Source organism: Microbacterium sp., assembly GCF_011620665.1.
Lineage (GTDB): Bacteria > Actinomycetota > Actinomycetes > Actinomycetales > Microbacteriaceae > Microbacterium.
Window position 1 is genome coordinate 1 of the sequence record NZ_WOYQ01000041.1, and the last position, 19,068, is coordinate 19,068.

Genomic DNA, 19,068 nt, shown 5'->3' on the forward strand with positions numbered 1-19,068 from the left:
TGCACTCCCGTCTGCTCGAGCGCTGCGCGAAGCTCTCGGACGAGCTGGGCGCGGGTTCCATGACCGGGCTGCCGATCATCGAGACCAAAGCCAACGACGTGTCGGCCTACATCCCGACGAACGTGATTTCGATCACCGACGGTCAGATCTTCCTGCAGTCCGACCTCTTCAACGCCAACCAGCGCCCCGCCGTCGACGTCGGCATCTCGGTCTCGCGTGTCGGCGGCGACGCTCAGGTCAAGTCGATCAAGAAGGTGTCCGGAACGCTCAAGCTCGAGCTCGCCCAGTACCGCTCCCTCGAGGCGTTCGCGATGTTCGCCTCCGACCTCGACGCCGCCTCACGTCGTCAGCTCGAGCGAGGTGCACGTCTGACTGAGCTTCTCAAGCAGCCGCAGTACGACCCGTACCCGGTCGAGGAGCAGGTCGTCTCGATCTGGGCCGGTACCAACGGCAAGCTCGACACGATCGCCGTGGAGGATGTCCTCCGCTTCGAGCGCGATCTGCTCGACTTCCTGAAGCGCAACACGTCGATCCTCGACACCCTGCGCGAGACGAACGTCCTCGACGATGACACCCTCGCCGAGCTCGAGAAGCGTACGGACGAGTTCGTCCTGGAGTTCCAGGGCGGCAAGGGACAGGCGATCGACGCGCCGGGTCACGAGGAGTTCGCCGCCGCGAACGCGGATGATGTGAACCAGGAGAAGATCGTCAAGGGTCGCCGCGGCTGACGCCGGGGTTCTTCACTCATGGGCGCTCAACTCCGGGTCTACAAGCAGAAGATCGCTTCCGCTCAGACGACCAAGAAGATCACGAAGGCGATGGAACTCATCGCGGCTTCGCGCATTCAGAAGGCCATGGCCCGCGTGCGCGCGTCGTCGCCTTTCGCGCGGGCCGTGACGCGCGCCGTCTCCGCCGTGGCCACCCACTCCAACATCCAGCATCCGCTCACGACCGAGCGCGCGGTGATCAAGCGCTCCGCCGTCGTGATCTTCGCTTCGGACCGAGGCTTGGCCGGTGCGTTCAACTCACAGATCCTCCGCGAGGGTCTGGAGCTGGGCGAGCTCTTGCGCAGCGAGGGTCGCGAGCCGGTGTACTTCCTGGTCGGTCGGCGCGCCGTGGGCTACTTCCAGTTCCGGCGGATGCCGTGGGCGGGCGAGTGGAGCGGCGACACGGACACCCCGCACTTCAACACGGCGGAGCAGATCGCCGGCGCCCTTCTGGACGCTTACGATCGCGGCGGCGATGAAGAGGGTGGCGTGGACGAGATCCACCTCGTGTTCAACCGCTTCATCAGCATGATGACGCAGGAACCCGAGACCGTGCGCCTGTTGCCGCTGGAGGTCGTCGAGGCCGACGAGGTCGCCGGCGAGCAGACGACTCCGCCTCCGGTGTATCCGCTGTACGAGTTCGAACCGAGCCCCGAAGTCGTCCTCGACGCGCTGTTGCCGGTCTACGTGCAGAGCCGCGTGTTCAATGCGCTTCTGCAGTCTTCCGCTGCGAAGCACGCCGCGACGCAGAAAGCCATGAAGTCGGCCAGCGACAACGCGGACAACCTCATCACCGATTACACGCGTCTGCGCAACAATGCGCGCCAGGCGGAGATCACTCAGCAGATCGCGGAGATCGTCGGCGGCGCCGACGCTCTGTCGAGCAGCAAGTAAACCCAACCGAAAGAGACAACAATGACCACCACCGCCACCGCTGAAGCGACCATGGTCCTCGGCCGGGTCGCGCGAGTCACCGGCCCTGTCGTCGACATCGAGTTCCCGCATGACTCGATTCCCGACATCTACAACGCGCTGAAGACGACGATCGCGATCGCGGGCGACGAGACCGAGATCACCCTCGAGGTCGCTCAGCACCTCGGTGACGACCTCGTGCGCGCCATTTCACTCAAGCCCACCGACGGCATGGTTCGCGGCCAGGAGGTGCGTGACACCGGCGGCCCGATCACGGTTCCCGTCGGCGACGTCACCAAGGGCAGGGTCTTCAATGTCACCGGTGACATCCTCAACCTCGAGCCGGGCGAGCAGGTCGAGATCACCGAGCGCTGGGGCATCCACCGCCAGGCGCCGAACTTCGACCAGCTCGAGTCGAAGACCACGATGTTCGAGACGGGCATCAAGGTCATCGACCTGCTGACCCCTTACGTGCAAGGTGGAAAGATCGGCCTGTTCGGCGGTGCCGGCGTCGGCAAGACGGTCCTCATCCAGGAGATGATCCAGCGCGTCGCACAGGATCACGGCGGCGTATCGGTGTTCGCCGGTGTCGGCGAGCGCACGCGTGAGGGCAACGACCTCATCCACGAGATGGAAGAAGCGGGTGTCTTCGACAAGACGGCCCTCGTCTTCGGCCAGATGGATGAGCCGCCCGGAACACGTCTACGCGTGGCACTGTCGGCACTGACGATGGCCGAGTACTTCCGCGACGTGCAGAACCAGGACGTCCTCCTGTTCATCGACAACATCTTCCGCTTCACGCAGGCCGGTTCCGAGGTCTCCACGCTTCTGGGCCGCATGCCCTCGGCCGTGGGATACCAGCCGAACCTCGCGGACGAGATGGGTGTGCTCCAGGAGCGCATCACTTCTACGCGTGGACACTCGATCACGTCGCTGCAGGCGATCTACGTCCCCGCGGATGACTACACCGACCCGGCGCCGGCCACGACGTTCGCGCACCTCGATGCGACGACCGAGCTCAGCCGTGACATCGCGTCGAAGGGTCTGTACCCGGCCGTCGACCCGCTGACCTCGACGAGCCGCATCCTCGACCCGCGTTACATCGGCGCCGACCACTACCGGGTCGCGACCGCTGTCAAGCAGATCCTTCAGAAGAACAAGGAACTGCAGGAGATCATCGCGATCCTCGGTGTCGACGAACTGTCCGAGGAGGACAAGGTCGTCGTCTCGCGCGCCCGCCGCATCCAGCAGTTCCTCTCCCAGAACACGTACATGGCGAAGAAGTTCACGGGTGTCGACGGTTCCACCGTCCCGATCAGCGAGACCATCACGTCGTTCGATGCGATCGTGAAGGGTGACTACGACCACGTCGCTGAGCAGGCATTCTTCAACGTCGGCGGTATCTCCGACGTCGAAGAGAAGTGGGCGAAGATCCAGAAGGAGAATGGCTGACATGGCGCTGACCGTCACCCTCGTCTCCGCCGAGGAGGAGGTCTGGCACGGCGAGGCGACCCTCGTCGTGGCCAAGACCGTCGAGGGCGAGATCGGCTTCATGGGCGGACACGAGCCCGTGTTGGCGATCCTCGCCGAAGGCCAGGTGCGGATCACCCAGGCCGACGGCACGAGGGTCACCGCGTCCGCTGACGATGGCTTCCTGTCGATGGAAGGTGACGTCCTGACGATCGTCGCGGGCCACGCCGCGCTTTCGTCCTGAGTCACCTGCAACGCCGCCGGACGCACCCTCCGCAATGCTGGTGCTGTTGCCGCCGAGCGAGACCAAGCGGTCCGGCGGTGCGGATCAGGTGTTCGATCCCGACACTCTCGCCTTGCCGTCCCTCGCGCCGCAGCGGGCGGCGGTGATCGACGCGCTGGTCGCGCTCAGCGCCGATCCGGATGTAGCCGCACGCGTGCTGAAGCTCACCGACCGTCAGCGCGGTGACATCGCGATGAACGCCGGGCTCCGGAGCGCTCCGACGATGCCGGCGGTCGATCGCTACGCCGGCGTGCTCTACGACGCGCTCGACGCCGGGTCGCTCCGGGCCGCCGGGCGGCGCTGGCTCGGGGCGCACGTGCTGATCCACTCGGCCACGTTCGGCCCGATCGGCGCGCTGGACGCCATCCCGTCGTATCGCCTTGCGGCAGGCACTTCGCTGCCCGGCATCGCGCCTCTGCGCCGCGTATGGGCCGATGCCGTGGCATCGGCGCTGATCCAGCGGGCACCGCGGTTCGTGCTCGATCTTCGTTCGGAGGCATACGCTGCGCTGGGGCCGGTGCCTGTCGGCATCCCCTCGGCATACGTACGAGTTGTGACCGAGCACGACGGCGCTGCTGCGCGCGCGCTCAACCATTTCAACAAGAACGCGAAGGGAGCGTTCGTCCGCACGCTCGCGGAGGCTCGGCCGACGGTGCACACCATCGCAGGCCTGTGCCGGTGGGCGCAGGCTCGGGGGTGGATGCTGCGCCCCGGTCGTCCGGGAGAACTCGATCTCGCGGTGTGAAAGTCGCCGTGCATGCGAGGCGGCAGAATTTATGTGGCACACCAGGCTCCTCGCTCGCTACGCTGTGACCAGCGCCGCCGATGGCGCATTGCACACGGGCGGCGAGAGTCGCCCTCGGGGAGGATGTCTCACATGTACGACAACTATGACTCGGCTGTGCTGGCGGGGCTGGCGGTGCTCGGGTTCGTCTTCTTTCTGATCGCGGTCGCGGCCTATGCCGTCACATCGTTCTTTCTGATGAAGATCTTCGACAAGGCCGGAGTGCAGGGCAAGTGGCGCGCGTGGGTGCCGGTTTACAACTTCATGGTCTTCTCGAAGCTCGGCGACATGAGTCCGTGGGTGATGCTGATCGCCATCGGCGCTTCCGCGCTGCTCAGCCAGGTCCCGGCGCTCGGAGTGATCGTCGGCTTCCTTCCGCTCGTCGTCGGCGCGCTGGTCGCGTGGCGCGTCGGCCTCAAGCTGCAGAAGGAGTCGCCGTGGGTGGTCCTCTTTGTGCTCTTGTCGCTCGTGTGGCTCGGGATCAATGCGTTCGACAAGTCTCGCTGGAACCCCGTCGTCCGCCCCGCTCCCTGGGCGGGCAACGCCTTCTTCGCGGATTCGACGGTCTGGGCCGGTGTCCCCGTGCAGCCGACGTCGGCCGCCGGGCCCGTTCCACCGGCTGGATACGCTCCTGCGCCCGGCAACACCCCGCCGGCGCCTCCGGCGGGATACGCGCCCCCGGCACCCCCGGCGCCGCCGTCCGGGTACGCGCCGCCGCAGCCCCCGACCGCTCCTGAGCCGCCTGCGCCTTCGGGGAACCCGACGATCTGACCGACGCCAAGCCGCGGGGGGAGGCGTCCACTAGAGTGTGACCGTGTCCGAATCCGCCACTGCCTCGTGCCGCGTCCCACTCGCAGACGGGGAACTGTCTCTGCAGTGGGCCGAGGTCACTCACCGAGGTCGGCGTCGCGAGATCAATCAGGATGCCGTGCTGACGCTCTATCCATTGTTCATCGTGGCTGATGGAATGGGCGGCCACATCGGCGGCGAGATCGCGAGCGCGAGTGCGGTGGATCGGCTGCGCTCCGTCGCCGAGAACGGTGATGTGTCGCAGGAGACCATCGAGACCGCGTTGTCCCGCGCCGTCGCCGATATCGCGGCGCACCCCGAAGCGACCGACGAGGGCACGGGAACCACCGTGACGGGCCTCTACCTCGACACCACGACATCGGAGCCCACCTGGGTCACGCTCAACATCGGCGACTCCCGGGTCTACTTGTTCCGTGATGGCGCACTTGCGCAGGTGACGACGGATCACTCGGTGGTCCAGGAGCTCATGGCCGCCGGGCGGCTCAGCCCCGAGGAGGCCGAGAACCATCCGTACGGGAACGTCATCACGCGCGCTGTGGGCCCGAGCGACGGCGTCGTGCCCGACTACATCCGCCTCGATGTGATCGACGGTGATCGGTTCGTCGTGTGCAGCGACGGCCTCACGAAGGAGCTGACCGACTACGGCATTCTTCATTTCCTCCTGCAGCACGAGGATCCGGCGATCGCCGCCGATGCGATGCTCCAGGCTGCGCTGGAGAACGGCGGTCGCGACAACGTCACGATCGTGGTTCTGAACGTGCGTCGCACAGCCTCCTCCCCAACGACCGACTGAGGCGCGCCCTCCACCGATCGGCTCCGGGCGCAGCCACCGCCGACGCGGGCGGGCTTGAGTTGACCCGTGCGCTCAGACGACATCGACACGGACGGTCCGCTGCGACTTCCCGATCCACCGCCGGAGCCGGTGCGTCCGCCGGTCCCGCTGCTCGCCGCGACCGTTCCCGTGCTCGGTGCGGTGGCGCTGTGGATGCTGACCGGCTCGATCTACGCCCTGTGGTTCGCGGTGCTCGGGCCGCTCCTGGCCCTCGCCGCGCTCGGAGACGCATTCCGGGGGCGGAGGCGGATGCGGCGGACGGCGCACCGCGCAGCGGAGCGCCTCGTCGATGACCTCTCCGCAGCCGTGGATCGTCGTCACTCCGAAGAGCGCCGAGCGCGGTGGGAGAGGCACCCGGATGTCGCGGGATTCGTGGAGGATCCCGGCGAGATCTGGCGCCCGGTTCCCGGGCGTGCGGAGGTCCTGGTGGTCGGGCGCGGGCGGGGTGCCAGTGACGTGCGGGTCGAGGGGACGCCGCACACCGAGCGGGAGCGCGCTGTGCGGCAGGCAGCCCGCACGCTCACCGACGCCCCGATCGTCGTGCCGCTGACGGCTGGCATCGCCGTGGCCGGACCCCCCGTTCTCGTCGCGGCGGTCGTGCGAGCCCTCACGCTTCAGGTCTGCCTCGCGCAGGCGCCGGGAGATGTCCGCGTGGCCGGCCCCGGTGTGCCGGCGGGGCTTCCGCACGCTGAGGCGACGCGGGGTGCACTGCTCTTCGTCGGCGAAGGGGGTCGCGCGCTGCCACCCGGTGTCGACATTCCGGTGATCCAGCTGGATGAGGGCGCACCGCCACCCCCGCGCTGCGGCGCCGTCTTGACGGTCTCTTCGCCGCGGAGCGCGCGACTCGACCACGCGGGCCGCTCGGAAACCCTGGACGTCGAGACGCTCTCGGTCACCCAGGCCGCGCGCATCGTCGAGGAACTCGCGGAACGCGCGCGGCGGTCACTCGGTCAGCGGGCCGATGCGGCGACCGCGCTGTCCGATGTGTTCACCGCGGCACCGGTGACGGGGGGCATCCTGTCGGCGCCGATCGGGATCTCGGGGGGTGAGCCGGTCATCGTCGATCTCGTGGAGGACGGCCCACACGCCGTCGTCATCGGGGTCACGGGATCGGGCAAGAGCGAACTTCTGACCACCTGGGTCGCGGGCCTGTGCCGCGGACGATCGGCGGACGAGGTGAGCTTCCTGCTGGTCGATTTCAAAGGCGGTCGCACGTTTGATGCGCTCATCGGGCTGCCCCACGTGACGGGGGTGCTGACCGACCTCGACGACGCGCAGGCGCTGCGCGCGATTGAGAGTCTGCACGCCGAGATCCGCCACCGCGAGCGGACGCTCGCCGAGCACGAGGCGCGCGACATCGGCGAGACGAGCGGCGTGATGTCCCGGCTCGTGATCGTCGTCGACGAGTACGCCGCGCTCGTTGCGGCACACCCCGCCCTGCACGATCTGTTCGCCGACATCGCCGCGCGCGGGCGGGCGCTCGGGATGCACCTGATCTTGGCATCGCAGCGAGCGGCCGGGGCCTTCCGCGATGCCGTCCTGGCCAACGCACCGCTGCGCATCGCCCTGCGCGTGACGGATGCCGCCGACTCGCGCGCCGTCCTCGGCGTCGACGATGCCGCCCACCTGTCCGGGCTTCCGGCAGCGCGCGGCACCGCCCTCGTGCGGCGCGCCGCCGATCTAGCACCCCTGACCGTCCGTGTCGCGCGCTGCGGGCCCGAAACGCTCACGGCCGTCATCGGCGAGGCGCCGCCCCGGCGGGCGCGCGCGCCCTGGCTTCCGGCTCTGCCGGACCGCGTCCGGTTGGCGGATGTCCGGCGGGACGGGGAGATCGTGCTCGGTCGCGTCGACGACCCTGCTGCGCAGCGCCAGCCGCTGCTTCGGCTCGGCGCGGACGCAACCGGATTCGCGGTCGTCGGTGCAGCAGGCTCCGGCAAGACGACGCTGTTGCGCGCCGTGGCCGCGCAGGTGCGCACCGTGACGTGGGTGCCCGAGGATCCGGAACGGGCCTGGGATGCGCTCGCCGGAATCGATGAGGCTGCCCCGGGCGCGACGGTGATCGTCGATGATGCCGACGCGGTGGCCGGGCGCCTTCCGCCGGAGTATGCGGCGGAATGGATGATGGCGCTCGAGAGAACGGCTCGCGAGGCGCGCGGACGCGGCATCCGCCTCATCCTCTCAACGGCACGCGTGACCGGGCCGCTCGCGCGGACGGCTGATCTGCTGCCGCAGCGCGTGCTGCTGCGCCTTCCGTCGCGGGGCGACCATGTGGCGGCCGGCGGCGATGCCGGAGACTTCCTCGCCGACGTGCCTCCCGGGAGAGGGCGGTGGGGGCGCCGGCTCGTCCAGTTCGTGGACGTTTCCGTAGAGCGGGTCGCAGTCGCCCCGGTGCTGGTGTGGGCGCCGGGTCAGCGCCCCGTCGGGCTCGTCGCCCCGCCGGGAGCGCGCACGCGCGCGTTCCTCGAGTGGTGCGCGCGCATCGGCATCCGGATCTGCCCCGTCGACGAGCCGGGCGCGGCCGTGGAGTCCGGTGCCCTGCTGTGGGGGAGCCCCGAGGCCTGGCTCGGTCGGTGGGGTGCGCTCGCGTCGATCCGCGCCGAGGGTGAACTCCTGATAGATGCCGCCTGCTCGCAGGAGTACCGAACACTGACGGCGCGCCGCGAACTCCCCCCGTATGCGCTGCAGGGCGCCGATCGTGCGTGGCAGCTGACGGCCGACGGGCGGGTCGCGCGCGTGCGCCTGAGCCGTGACTAGGAGCGGGAGCAGGAGCGGAGAGGGAAGCGTCCGACTACGCAGGGGCTCACGGCGCTCCCGCTCATGATGAACGCCGGACGGGAGCGTCATGCCAAGACGTCGGCCAAGGGTACGCCGTCGAGAGCGTGAGCCGCAGCGACGCCCGGGTTCACGACCCGCCCGCCCGCGACGTTCAGCCCGTGCGCGAGCGCGGCGTCGACGCGGAGCGCGGCTCGCCAGCCGCCGCCGGCGAGCCGGCGCACGTAGGGCAGCGTCGCGTTCGTCAGCGCCGAAGTCGAGGTGTTCGGCACAGCCCCGGGCATGTTAGCGACGCAGTAGAACACACTCCCGTGCACCGTGAACGTCGGGTCGTCGTGAGTCGTCGGTCGGGTGTCGGCGAAGCATCCGCCCTGGTCGACGGCGATGTCGACGAGCACCGAGCCGGGACGCATCCGTGCGACCATGTCGTTCGTGACGAGTTTGGGCGCCTTCGCGCCGGGGATGAGGACCGATCCGATCACCAGGTCGCTTGCGACCACGGCCCGATCGAGGTCGAGCGGATGGGATGCCGCCGTCTTCACCCGTCCCTGGAACTGATCATCGAGGAACCGCAGCCGCTGGATGCTGGTGTCGAAGACCGTGACATCGGCGCCGAGCCCGGCCGCGATCATGGCGGCATTCGCGCCGGCGACGCCTCCGCCGATCACGGTGACGCAGGCTGGCCGGGTGCCGGGCACGCCGGACATCAGAAGCCCCAGACCTCCGGCTGAGCGCAGGAGCGTTGCGGCCCCGACGGTGGGCGCGAGGCGGCCCGCGACCTCGCTCATCGGGGCCAGCAGGGGTAGGCCACCGCCCGGGAGTTCGACGGTTTCGTATGCGATCGCCGTGGTCCCCGACGCGAGGAGACGGTCTGTCAGCGGTCGATCGGCGGCCAGGTGCAGGTAGGTGAAGAGCACGAGGTCGCTGCGGAAGTACCCGTACTCGCTCGGGATGGGCTCCTTGACCTTCAGGAGGAGCTCGGCGCGCGCCCAGACCTCCGCTGCATCCTCCAGCAGCACGGCGCCGGCGGCCGTGTACTCGGCATCCGTCATAGCGGACCCTGCACCGGCGCCGCTCTGGACGAACACCTGGTGCCCGGCCGTGACCAGATCGTGCACGCCCGACGGCGTCAGGGCGACCCGGTACTCACTGTTCTTGATCTCGGTGGGAACACAGATGCGCATGATCACCTTTCCGCGCCGCGTGCCTGCTTCTGGAAGGCGGGGCGGCTACACCGTCGGCCGAATGGAGCCGACAACTTTTCCGCCGCCCGAGATGGTCAGCGGAAGCTCTGCCATGGCGGCGTTGACCTGGTCGGCCGGTAGCGCACCGACGCGCGCGAGGAGCGTGAGAGCGATCGCGGCCTTCGCACGGTCACCACCGTCGAGCACCTTGAGCGCCACGGTCGCGCCGTTCGGGGCGACCATGACTTGGACGCCCTCGGCGCCGCCCTTCGCGAAGACGCCCAGCCGTTCCATCGCGATGGTGTCCTGCCCGCCCGGGCCGTCGATCGCCCACGGGTTCTCGCGAACGGCGCGCACGAGCATTCCCCCTGTGCGGTGCAGCGCGAACGGTGAGCGCTCTGACGACGTGCCGATGCGGTGGATCGCGCGACCGAGGGCTGAAAGAGTCATCGCATGCACGGGCGCGCCGCATCCGTCGATCGCTGTGGCGGCGATCCGTGCTCCGGTGAGGCGTTCGATCACGTCCCGGATGTGGAGTTGCAGCGGGTGCGCCGGATCGAGGTAGGTCGCGGTGTCCCAGCCGTTGGCGACGCAGGTCAGCAGCATGGCGGCGTGCTTGCCGGAGCAGTTCATCCGGATGCGCGACGGCTGGCCCTGTTCGCGCATCTGCTGCTCCCTGGTCGCGCGGTCGGCGGGCCAGGCCGGCGGACACTGCAGGTCGGATTCGCCGAGGCCGGCGGTGTCGAGAATGCTGCGGATGACGCCGACATGGCGGTCGGTACCGGAGTGGCTCGCGCTCGACAGGGCCAGACGCTGCCCCTCGAGTGCGGCCCCCGCGGAAGAGTATGCCACCGCCTGCAGAGGCTTCAGGCTCGAGCGGGGCAGAATCGCAGTCTCGGTATCGCCGAGGGTGAGGAGGGGAACGCCTTCCGGATCGAGGACGATCGCGGCCCCGGCGTGGCGCGATTCGACGAAGCCGCTTCGCTCAACCACGGCGAGCTCGACCGAGGACGACACACTCACTGTTCCGCTCGCACCTGCCACCGCGCCAGCCTAGCGCCCGGTCGCGAGGGGCCGGCGAGCGCTCGGACTCGGCGTGCGAGACTGGGCGGATGATCGGACAGCACAGTTACCGGATGCGCAGTCGCTGGGACGGCAACCGCGGGACGGGGACGAGCGGGTATCGAGACTATGATCGCTCCGTCACGCTGGAAATCGAAGGGAAGCCGGACCTGCAGGCCTCGGCCGACCATCCCTTCCGCGGGGACGCGTCGAAGTGGAATCCCGAGGATCTCCTGTTGGCGGCCCTCAGCGAATGCCACCTGTTGTCGTACCTTCACGCGTGTGTTGAGTCAGGCGTCGTGGTCCTCGAATACCGCGACGAGGCGACCGGAACGATGAGGCTGGACGGTCGCGGCGGCGGGGCGTTCACCGACGTCTTGCTGCGCCCCGCCGTCGTCGTCGCCGAGGCGAGCATGATCGCGCCCGCTCAGGCAGCGCACGCGCAGGCGCGGGAATGGTGCTTCATCGCGAACAGCGTGAATTTCCCCGTTCGCCACGAGGCCACGGTTATCGCCGCTCGTGCGGAAGCGCGCGCTTGAGACGCTCGACCGGGGTCGCTGCGGGCGCTTCGTTGTAGGTGTTTGCGAGTTCCTGACCGGAGAGAGTATGGATCGCGGCCATGATCTCATCCGTCGCCAGCCGACGGGCGCGGCCGGATGCCGCGGTTCCGTGCGCAGTGAGGTCGATCGGTTCCCCGTAGCGGATCGTCACGCGTGGTGTCAGCCGAGGCCATTTCGCCCCCACGGGCATGGCTTCGTTCGTGCCGACGAGACCGACCGGGACGACCATGGCGCCGGTCTCGAGGGCGAGGAACGCCACACCGGTGCGTCCCTTGTACAAGCGTCCGTCGAGTGACCGAGTGCCTTCCGGGTACAGCGCGATCGCCCGGCCCGATTCGAGGATGCGGCGCTGCTGGTCGAGCGCTTGGAGCGCCGCCTGGCCCGCACCGCGCTCGACGGGCGTGGCGCCGATCGCGGTGAAGAAGGTGCGGCTGAACCAGCCGGCGAGGCCCGTTCCGTCGAAATAGGTCGACTTCGCCAGGAAGTACACCGGGCGCGGTGCGAATGCGGGAATGAGGAACGAATCGATGAATGACAGATGATTGCTCGCGAGGATGACGGGGCCGGTGCGCGGTACGTTGCGCCGGCCCTCGATGCGGGGGCGGTAGATCATCCGGGCCAGCGGGGCCAGCAACCAACGGATGGCGTAATAGGTCAGTCCCACACCCGCGACCCGTTCCGAAGCCGACGCGGCCGCTTCGGGCGGGGTCTGCTGCTCCTGGGTCACCAGAAAAGGCTACTCCCGATTCATGCCGCACCGGGAATGATCTCTTCACAGCGCGGACAGAAGAAACTGAGGGAGGATGAACACTGCACCCCGTTCATCGATCCGTGAGGTTACCCGTGCGCCTGCGTCCGTTCGCCGCCCTGTCCGCCGCCGCCCTTGCGGCCGTATTGCTTGCCGGGTGCGCCGGCGGCGGTGACGCGGCCACTCCGAGTGGGTCCGGTGCTCCCGCCGCAGACCTCTGCTCCGCCGCCGCGCCGACCGGGACGATCTCCGAGGGGATCTCAGCAACCGGAGATTTCGGGGCCGTGCCGACGGTGGACTTCGCGAAGCCGTTGAGCACGGACGGCCTGTCTCTCCAGCGCACGGTCATGATCGAAGGGGACGGCGCACCCCTCGCCGCGGGGAACTTCGTGAACTATGCCGCGACGATTGTCGACGGTACGACCGGAGAAGTCCTCTCGCAGACCGGATACACGCCGGGGGACGTCCTCCCGGAGCAGGTGTCCCCGGAGAGCGGTGGGCAGATCTTCGGGTGCGCGACGGTCGGGTCGCGCTTGGCGCTGGCTGCGGCGACCTCCGGTGCAGCCAACCCGTCCATCGTCTACGTCATCGATGTGCTCGGCGTCACTCCCCTTGCTGCTTGGGGTCAGGAACAGGACCCCGTCGCGGGCATGCCGACCGTCGCTCTCGACGAGTCCGGTGCCCCCACGATCACCATTCCCGACGCGGATCCGCTCGCGGAGACGACGGTCGTCGCCCTCAAGAAGGGGGACGGAGCGTCGGTTGCGCCCGGGGATCAGGTTTTGCTGCAGTACGCGGGCGTCCGGTGGTCGAACGGCGAGGTGTTCGACTCCACGTGGGCCAAGGGCGGTGTCCCGATCACGCTCGCGACCACCGGCGTCGTGTCCGGCTTCCGGCAGGCGCTCGAGGGCCAGACGGTCGGCTCGCAGGTGCTGGTCAGTATGACGCCCGCTGACGGCTACGGTGAGGGCGAGATCAACACGACCGACCTGAAGGGCGACACGCTCGTCTTCGTGGTCGACATCCTGGGCACCGCGACACCCGCGGCGGCGGGCCAGTAGGAGCTCCTGGGTAGGCTGAGCGGATGCGCCGCATCCTGATCCTCGGGTCCACCGGCTCGATCGGCACGCAGGCTCTCGACGTGATCCGCGACCGGCGTGATCGTTTCGAGGTCGTGGGGCTCGCCGTCGGCCGCGATCTGGACGGCATGGCTGCGCAGGCAGCGGAGTTCGGCGTCGTTCACACGGCGGTCGGCGCACGCGAGGCCGAGCAGCTTGTGCGGGATGTGGATGCCGACGTCGTCCTCAACGGCATCACCGGGTCCGTCGGTCTCGGCCCGACCCTCGCGGCGCTCGAGGCTGGGCGGACGCTGGCCCTCGCGAACAAGGAGTCGCTCATCGTCGGCGGCGAACTGGTCACGCGCCTGGCCGCGCGGGGACAGATCGTGCCCGTCGACTCCGAGCACTCGGCCATCGCGCAGGCGCTCCTCGCCGGCACGCCCAGAGAGGTGCGGCGGCTGGTGCTGACGGCGTCCGGAGGTCCGTTTCGCGGACGCACCCGCGACGAGCTTTCGGCGGTCACGCCCGCGGAGGCGCTCGCCCACCCGACGTGGGATATGGGGCGGGTCGTCACCACGAACTCTGCGACGCTCGTGAACAAGGGCCTCGAGGTGATCGAGGCGCATCTGCTCTTCGGAGTGGACTATGACGCGATCGACGTCGTCGTGCACCCGCAATCGATCGTCCACTCGATGGTCGAGTTCGTCGACGGCTCGACGATCGCCCAGGCGTCTCCGCCCGACATGCGCCTGCCGATCTCACTCGGTCTCGACTGGCCGCATCGGGTGTCGGGGGTGGGTGTGCCGCTGGACTGGACCCGCGCGCAATCGTGGACATTCGAGCCGCTCGACGAGCGTGCGTTCCCGGCCGTCGCGCTTGCCAAGCAGGTCGGCCGTGCCGGCAGCACGTATCCCGCCGTCTTCAACGCCGCGAACGAGCAGGCCGTCGACGCATTTCACGAGGGCAGATTGAATTTCTCGGGCATCGTCGACACCGTCTCGGCGACCATCGATGCGCATGAGGCACCCTCCGAGCTCTCACGAGAGACCTTGGCGGATGCGGAGCGGTGGGCACGCGGCGCCGCCGACGCCCGTATCGCCCGCATTGCGCGAGCCTGACCTGATCCGGGCGCCGGCACGGAGGCGATTCGGCCGGGCGGCACCGAACGACTCGTCAGTACGTCGGCAGACCGTGCCCGCGGAACTGCTCGCGCACGCGCTCCGTCAGGGCGAGGGAGGGTGCTTCGGTGGTGTCGAGCGCGTAAGAGCGGCCCAGGGCAGCCCATTTGTCACGGCCCATCTGATGGAACGGCAAGACCTCGACTCGGGTCATCATCGCGGGGCGAGCGCGGGCGAGCGAGGCGGCATACTCTGCGACCCGCTCGACGTTCTCGAGGTTGTCGGTGAGGCCGGGTACAAGCACGAAGCGGATCCAGACCTCGGGCCCGTTCTCACGTTCGGCCAGCCGCCGGCCGAAGGCCAGCGTCGGCTCGAGGTCGTGGCCGGTGACCTTCCGATAGGTCTCGGGGTCGCCGCTCTTGACATCGAGGAGCACCAGATCGACGTCATCGAGCATCGCGTCCGTCGCGGCGGCGCCGAGGAATCCGGACGTGTCCAGCGCTGTGTGTACGCCGAGTTCCTTTGCGCCGCGAAGGATGCGTGCCGCGAACGCGGGCTGCATGAGCACTTCTCCGCCTGACAGGGTGATCCCGCCGCCTGTCGCTCGGAACACGCCGAGGTACCGCCGGATGCGGGTGATCAGCTCATCGCTCGTGACCGGCAGTCCGTCCTTCATCGCCATCGTGTCGGGGTTGTGGCAGTACAGGCACCGCAGCGGGCAACCGCTGAGGAACGTCGTCAGGCGGGTTCCTGGCCCGTCGACCGCGGTCACCAGCTCCCAGGAGTGCACGGAGCCCACACGGCCCTCGCGCATCGCGGTCAGTCGTTCGTGGTGATCGAGGGTCCGGGTGGTGGGGCCATCCAGCATCGTCGCGGCCATGTCATCGACTCCCTCTGCGTTCGGCGCGCGTCGTCACACGGCGCCGTGGAAGGTCCGCGACAGGATGTCGAGCTGCTGCTCGCGGGTCAGTCGCACGAAGTTCACGGCGTAGCCGGACACGCGGATCGTGAGCTGCGGGTAGTTCTCGGGGTGCTCCATGGCGTCCGTGAGCGTTTCGCGGTTCAGGACGTTGACATTCATGTGGTAGCCCTGCGACCCGACGTACGCATCCAGCAGACCTGCCAGATTGGCGATCTGCTCATCTTTGGTGCGGCCGAGGCCGGTCGGCACGACCGTGTTGGTCAGTGAGATGCCGTCCTGTGCCTGGCTGTACGGCAGCTTCGCAGCCGAGAGGGCGGATGCGAGCATCCCGTGCGTGTCGCGTCCGTTCATCGGGTTGGCGCCCGGCGCGAACGGCTCCCCGGCGCGGCGACCGTCGGGTGTGCTTCCGGTGGCCTTGCCATAGACCACGTTCGAGGTGATCGTCAGCACGGACTGGGTCGGCAACGCATTGCGATACATGCAGTGGCGGCGGATCTTGGACATGAAGCGCTCGACCAGGTCGACCGCGATCTCGTCGGCGCGGTCGTCGTCATTGCCGTACGTGGGGAAGTCGCCTTCGGTGACGTAGTCGACCACGACGCCGTGCTCGCCCCGGATCGGGGTGACCGAGGCGAACTTGATCGCAGACAGCGAGTCGGTCGCCACCGAGAGCCCGGCGATGCCGCAGGCCATCGTGCGCAGCACATCCTTGTCGTGGAGGGCCATCTCGAGCCGCTCATACGCGTACTTGTCGTGCGACCAGTGGATGCAGTTGAGTGCCTCGACGTAGGTCTCGGCGAGCCAGTCCATCGTCAGGTCGAATCGGGCCATCACGTCGTCGAAATCGAGCGGACCGTCGCCCACGGGGACGGCTGCGGGCGACACCTGCTTGCCTGAGACCTCGTCGCGCCCGCCGTTGATGGCGTAGAGGAGCGTCTTGGCGAGGTTCACGCGAGCGCCGAAGAACTGCATCTGCTTTCCGAGGCGCATGGGACTCACACAGCAAGCGATGGCGGCGTCGTCCCCCCACGCAGCTCGAATGATCTCGTCGGATTCGTACTGTACGGCCGACGTGTCGATCGACACTCGTGCGCAGTAGTCCTTGAAGCCCTGGGGAAGACTCGGGCTCCAGAACACCGTCATGTTGGGCTCGGGAGCCGGGCCGAGGTTGTAGAGAGTCTGGAGGTACCGGAACGAGTTCTTCGTGACGAGGGCTCGACCATCCTCACCCATGCCGCCGATCGTCTCGGTGACCCACGTGGGATCGCCCGAGAAGAGGGCGTCGTACTCGGGCGTGCGCAGGAACCGGACGATGCGCAGCTTGATCACGAAGTCGTCGATGATCTCCTGCGCCTCGGACTCGGTGATCCGGCCCGCTGCGAGGTCGCGCTCGATGAACACATCGAGGAAGGTGGAAGTGCGGCCGAGCGACATCGCCGCGCCGTTCTGCTCCTTCACCGTCCCGAGATAGGCGAAGTACAGCCATTGCACCGCTTCGCGGGCGTTCGTCGCGGGGCCCGAGATGTCGATGCCGTAGGAGGCCGCCATCCGCTTCAGTTCGCCGAGGGCCCGGATCTGTTCCGCATGTTCTTCACGCATGCGGACGATCTCCTCGGTGAAGGGCGTGGTGTCGAGCTCGAGCTTGTCGAGCTTCTTGGCGTCGATCAGGGCATCGACGCCATACAGCGCGACGCGACGATAGTCGCCGATGATGCGGCCGCGGCCATAGGCGTCGGGGAGTCCGGTGATGATGTGTGAACTGCGCGCAGCGCGGACGCTGGGGGAGTACGCATCGAACACGCCCTCGTTGTGCGTCTTTCGGTACGTCGTGAAGACCTCTTTGAGGCTCTCGTCGACCTCGTACCCGTAGGTGTTGAGTGCACCCTCGACCATGCGCCAGCCGCCGTTCGGCATGATCGCCCGCTTCAGCGGTCCGTCGGTCTGCAGGCCGACGATGACGTTGTCGTCGTCACTGATGTATCCGGGCGCATGGGCGACGATGCCGGCCGGGGTATGCGTGTCGATGTCATAGACGCCCTTCTCGCGCTCGGTCGGGAACATCTCGCTGAGGGTCGCCCACACGCGGTTCGTCCGGTCGGTGGGTCCTGTCAGGAACGCGCCGTCGCCGACGTAGGGCGTGTAGTTGCGCTGGATGAAGTCGCGGACATCGATGTCGTCCTGCCATGGGCCGGGTGCGAATCCGGTCCAGGATCCGGGCTGTGCGTCGTGGGCGGCGGGGGTGACGGTGGTCATCGGGATCGCTTCCTTCTCCTCGTGGGATCGGCTCTTCCTGGGAGCCATGCACTCATGCTAGCACGTGTGGTCTGACCACAAAAGGCGATGCAAGAAATCCACAGACTGCTGCTCTGCGCGGGTTCGGCCGTGGGGGCTTCGGCGGTGGGGGCCGCTCCGGTGCGAAGGGACCGGGCACGCGCCGGGCTGGGCCAATTCCAAGGGTCGGGCGGTAGCGTGATCGCTCGTGACCGTCATCGCCTTCATCATCGGGGTCGTCCTGCTCGTCGTGGGACTCGCCGTCTCGATCGCGCTGCACGAGATGGGCCACCTGCTGCCGGCCAAGCGGTTCGGCGTCCGAGTCGGTCAGTACATGATCGGTTTCGGGCCTACGCTCTGGTCGCGGCGATTCGGCGAGACCGAGTACGGCGTCAAAGCCATCCCGCTGGGTGGCTACATCTCGATGGCAGGCATGTACCCACCCTCGCCCACCGCGACCGGCGAAGGAAAGGCCGGCGGCGGCTTCTTCGCGACGATGGTCCAGGATGCCCGCTCCGCCAACGACGACACACTCGCCGCCGAGGAGAGCCACCGCAACTTCTACGAACTGTCGGTGTGGAAGCGCGTGATCATCATGCTCGGCGGCCCCGTCATGAACCTTCTGCTGGCGTTCGTGCTGTTCGCGATCGTCTTCAGCGGAATCGGTATGCAGACCGCGACCACGACGATCGCTTCCGTGAACCAGTGCGTGCTCACCGCCGATGACGACCCCGGCCGTGCGTGCACTGAAGCCGATCCCGCGTCACCGGCAGCGGAGGCCGGCATCCTGCCCGGCGACGTCCTCGTCTCGGTCGACGGAACCCCGGTCGACACATTCGCCGAGGCATCGGAGATCATCCAGGCGTCGGCGGACACGGCGCTTCAGGTCGTCGTCGAGCGGGATGGCACCAGCCGGAGCCTGCAGGTGACGCCCATGCTCGCCGAACGTCAGGTGCAGGGCGCCGACGGCCAGGTGACGACCGCGCAGGTCGGCTTCGTCGGGATGACGGCGACGCTCGCCTACGCCCGCCAGCCGATCTGGTCTGGGCCGGAGTCCGCGCTCGATCAGACGCAGCAGGTCGCCGGCATCATCTGGCAACTGCCCGCCAGGATCTACCAGACCGCCGCCGACATGGTCACCGGTCAGGAGCGTGACCCGAACGGCCCGTTGTCCGTCGTCGGTGCCGGGCGCCTCGCGGGTGAAGTGGCGTCGGTCGACGCGCCGATCCTGAACCGAGTGTCGGGGCTTCTCGGGATCCTCGGCTCGCTCAACATCGCGCTGTTCGTCTTCAATTTGATCCCCTTGCTGCCGCTCGACGGCGGCCACGTGGTCGTCGCGCTCTGGGACGGCATCAAACGCGCGTGGGCGAAGCTTTTCGGCCGCCCCTCGCCGAAGCCGGTGGATGCGACCAAGCTGGTCCCGGTCACGTTCGTCGTGGTGATAGCACTGGTCGTCATGGGCGGCATCCTGATCCTCGCCGACGTCGTCAACCCGGTCTCGCTGCTCGGCTGACG

General features: G+C 68.3%; 16 protein-coding genes and 1 pseudogene. 12 read left to right on the plus strand and 5 right to left on the minus strand.

All coding sequences use genetic code 11. The features are described from left to right. The 8 genes and pseudogenes from QZV81_RS05660 to QZV81_RS05695 all read left to right on the plus strand — a co-directional run. Positions 1 to 728: pseudogene (locus QZV81_RS05660) on the plus strand (F0F1 ATP synthase subunit alpha); the annotation flags it as partial. An 18-nt stretch (positions 729 to 746) separates the two neighbouring features. After that, a complete protein-coding gene (locus QZV81_RS05665) occupies positions 747 to 1,661 on the plus strand; it encodes a F0F1 ATP synthase subunit gamma (RefSeq protein ID WP_292834063.1) in 915 nt (304 codons plus the stop codon). Between the two features lie 21 nt (positions 1,662 to 1,682). After that, complete coding sequence (gene atpD, locus QZV81_RS05670; RefSeq protein WP_292834066.1) at positions 1,683 to 3,131, plus strand: F0F1 ATP synthase subunit beta; 1,449 nt, start codon at positions 1,683 to 1,685, stop codon at positions 3,129 to 3,131. Position 3,132: 1 nt separating this feature from the next. Then, a complete protein-coding gene (locus QZV81_RS05675) occupies positions 3,133 to 3,393 on the plus strand; it encodes a F0F1 ATP synthase subunit epsilon (RefSeq protein ID WP_292834069.1) in 261 nt (86 codons plus the stop codon). Between the two features lie 34 nt (positions 3,394 to 3,427). After that, the gene (gene yaaA / locus QZV81_RS05680; RefSeq protein WP_292834072.1) at positions 3,428 to 4,177 is read left to right on the plus strand and encodes a peroxide stress protein YaaA; all 750 of its coding nucleotides are present in this window, start codon (positions 3,428 to 3,430) and stop codon (positions 4,175 to 4,177) included. A gap of 132 nt (positions 4,178 to 4,309) precedes the next feature. Further along, positions 4,310 to 4,987, plus strand: a complete 678-nt coding sequence (locus tag QZV81_RS05685; RefSeq protein ID WP_292834075.1) for a large exoprotein — start codon at positions 4,310 to 4,312, stop codon at positions 4,985 to 4,987. 43 nt (positions 4,988 to 5,030) lie between these two features. Then, positions 5,031 to 5,819 (plus strand): protein phosphatase 2C domain-containing protein, encoded by a 789-nt coding sequence (locus tag QZV81_RS05690; RefSeq protein ID WP_292834078.1) that lies wholly within the window; start codon positions 5,031 to 5,033, stop codon positions 5,817 to 5,819. Between the two features lie 66 nt (positions 5,820 to 5,885). After that, positions 5,886 to 8,612 (plus strand): FtsK/SpoIIIE domain-containing protein, encoded by a 2,727-nt coding sequence (locus QZV81_RS05695; RefSeq protein ID WP_292834081.1) that lies wholly within the window; start codon positions 5,886 to 5,888, stop codon positions 8,610 to 8,612. Positions 8,613 to 8,698: 86 nt separating this feature from the next. On the opposite strand, the gene ald is transcribed toward QZV81_RS05695, so the two are convergent. After that, positions 8,699 to 9,814, minus strand: a complete 1,116-nt coding sequence (gene ald / locus QZV81_RS05700; protein ID WP_292834085.1) for an alanine dehydrogenase — start codon at positions 9,812 to 9,814, stop codon at positions 8,699 to 8,701. Positions 9,815 to 9,859: 45 nt separating this feature from the next. Then, complete coding sequence (locus QZV81_RS05705; protein ID WP_292834088.1) at positions 9,860 to 10,858, minus strand: asparaginase; 999 nt, start codon at positions 10,856 to 10,858, stop codon at positions 9,860 to 9,862. Positions 10,859 to 10,926: 68 nt separating this feature from the next. On the opposite strand from QZV81_RS05705, the gene QZV81_RS05710 reads away from it, so the two are divergent. Continuing rightward, positions 10,927 to 11,415 (plus strand): OsmC family protein, encoded by a 489-nt coding sequence (locus tag QZV81_RS05710; protein ID WP_292834091.1) that lies wholly within the window; start codon positions 10,927 to 10,929, stop codon positions 11,413 to 11,415. On the opposite strand, the gene QZV81_RS05715 is transcribed toward QZV81_RS05710, so the two are convergent. After that, positions 11,384 to 12,100: a lysophospholipid acyltransferase family protein gene (locus QZV81_RS05715; protein ID WP_292834152.1), complete on the minus strand. Its 717-nt coding sequence runs from the start codon at positions 12,098 to 12,100 to the stop codon at positions 11,384 to 11,386. The two genes, QZV81_RS05710 and QZV81_RS05715, sit on opposite strands and share 32 nt — an antisense overlap. A gap of 179 nt (positions 12,101 to 12,279) precedes the next feature. Between QZV81_RS05715 and QZV81_RS05720 the strand changes: the two genes are divergently transcribed. Both QZV81_RS05720 and dxr read left to right on the plus strand, forming a co-directional pair. Further along, a complete protein-coding gene (locus QZV81_RS05720) occupies positions 12,280 to 13,245 on the plus strand; it encodes an FKBP-type peptidyl-prolyl cis-trans isomerase (RefSeq protein ID WP_292834094.1) in 966 nt (321 codons plus the stop codon). Positions 13,246 to 13,268: 23 nt separating this feature from the next. Further along, positions 13,269 to 14,360 carry a 1-deoxy-D-xylulose-5-phosphate reductoisomerase gene (dxr, locus tag QZV81_RS05725; RefSeq protein WP_292834097.1) on the plus strand — a complete coding sequence of 364 codons (1,092 nt, stop codon included), beginning with the start codon at positions 13,269 to 13,271 and terminating at the stop codon, positions 14,358 to 14,360. Between the two features lie 55 nt (positions 14,361 to 14,415). Here dxr and pflA read toward each other — a convergent pair whose 3' ends face one another. Then, positions 14,416 to 15,240, minus strand: a complete 825-nt coding sequence (gene pflA, locus QZV81_RS05730; protein WP_292834100.1) for a pyruvate formate-lyase-activating protein — start codon at positions 15,238 to 15,240, stop codon at positions 14,416 to 14,418. A gap of 33 nt (positions 15,241 to 15,273) precedes the next feature. Next, positions 15,274 to 17,535, minus strand: coding sequence for a formate C-acetyltransferase (gene pflB / locus QZV81_RS05735; protein WP_292834155.1), 2,262 nt, complete (start codon positions 17,533 to 17,535; stop codon positions 15,274 to 15,276). Between the two features lie 226 nt (positions 17,536 to 17,761). Here pflB and QZV81_RS05740 point away from each other — a divergent pair, with 226 nt between their 5' ends. Beyond that, positions 17,762 to 19,066, plus strand: coding sequence for a site-2 protease family protein (locus QZV81_RS05740; protein ID WP_292834103.1), 1,305 nt, complete (start codon positions 17,762 to 17,764; stop codon positions 19,064 to 19,066). Positions 19,067 to 19,068 lie beyond the last annotated feature (2 nt).

Coding starts and splice junctions, on each gene's coding strand:
- QZV81_RS05665 (WP_292834063.1), top strand. CDS start 747: ATGGGCGCTCAACTCCGGGTCTACAAGCAGAAGATCGCTTCCGCTCAG.
- atpD (WP_292834066.1), top strand. CDS start 1,683: ATGACCACCACCGCCACCGCTGAAGCGACCATGGTCCTCGGCCGGGTC.
- QZV81_RS05675 (WP_292834069.1), top strand. CDS start 3,133: ATGGCGCTGACCGTCACCCTCGTCTCCGCCGAGGAGGAGGTCTGGCAC.
- yaaA (WP_292834072.1), top strand. CDS start 3,428: ATGCTGGTGCTGTTGCCGCCGAGCGAGACCAAGCGGTCCGGCGGTGCG.
- QZV81_RS05685 (WP_292834075.1), top strand. CDS start 4,310: ATGTACGACAACTATGACTCGGCTGTGCTGGCGGGGCTGGCGGTGCTC.
- ald (WP_292834085.1), bottom strand. CDS start 9,814: ATGCGCATCTGTGTTCCCACCGAGATCAAGAACAGTGAGTACCGGGTC.
- QZV81_RS05710 (WP_292834091.1), top strand. CDS start 10,927: ATGATCGGACAGCACAGTTACCGGATGCGCAGTCGCTGGGACGGCAAC.
- dxr (WP_292834097.1), top strand. CDS start 13,269: ATGCGCCGCATCCTGATCCTCGGGTCCACCGGCTCGATCGGCACGCAG.
- pflA (WP_292834100.1), bottom strand. CDS start 15,240: ATGGCCGCGACGATGCTGGATGGCCCCACCACCCGGACCCTCGATCAC.
- pflB (WP_292834155.1), bottom strand. CDS start 17,535: ATGACCACCGTCACCCCCGCCGCCCACGACGCACAGCCCGGATCCTGG.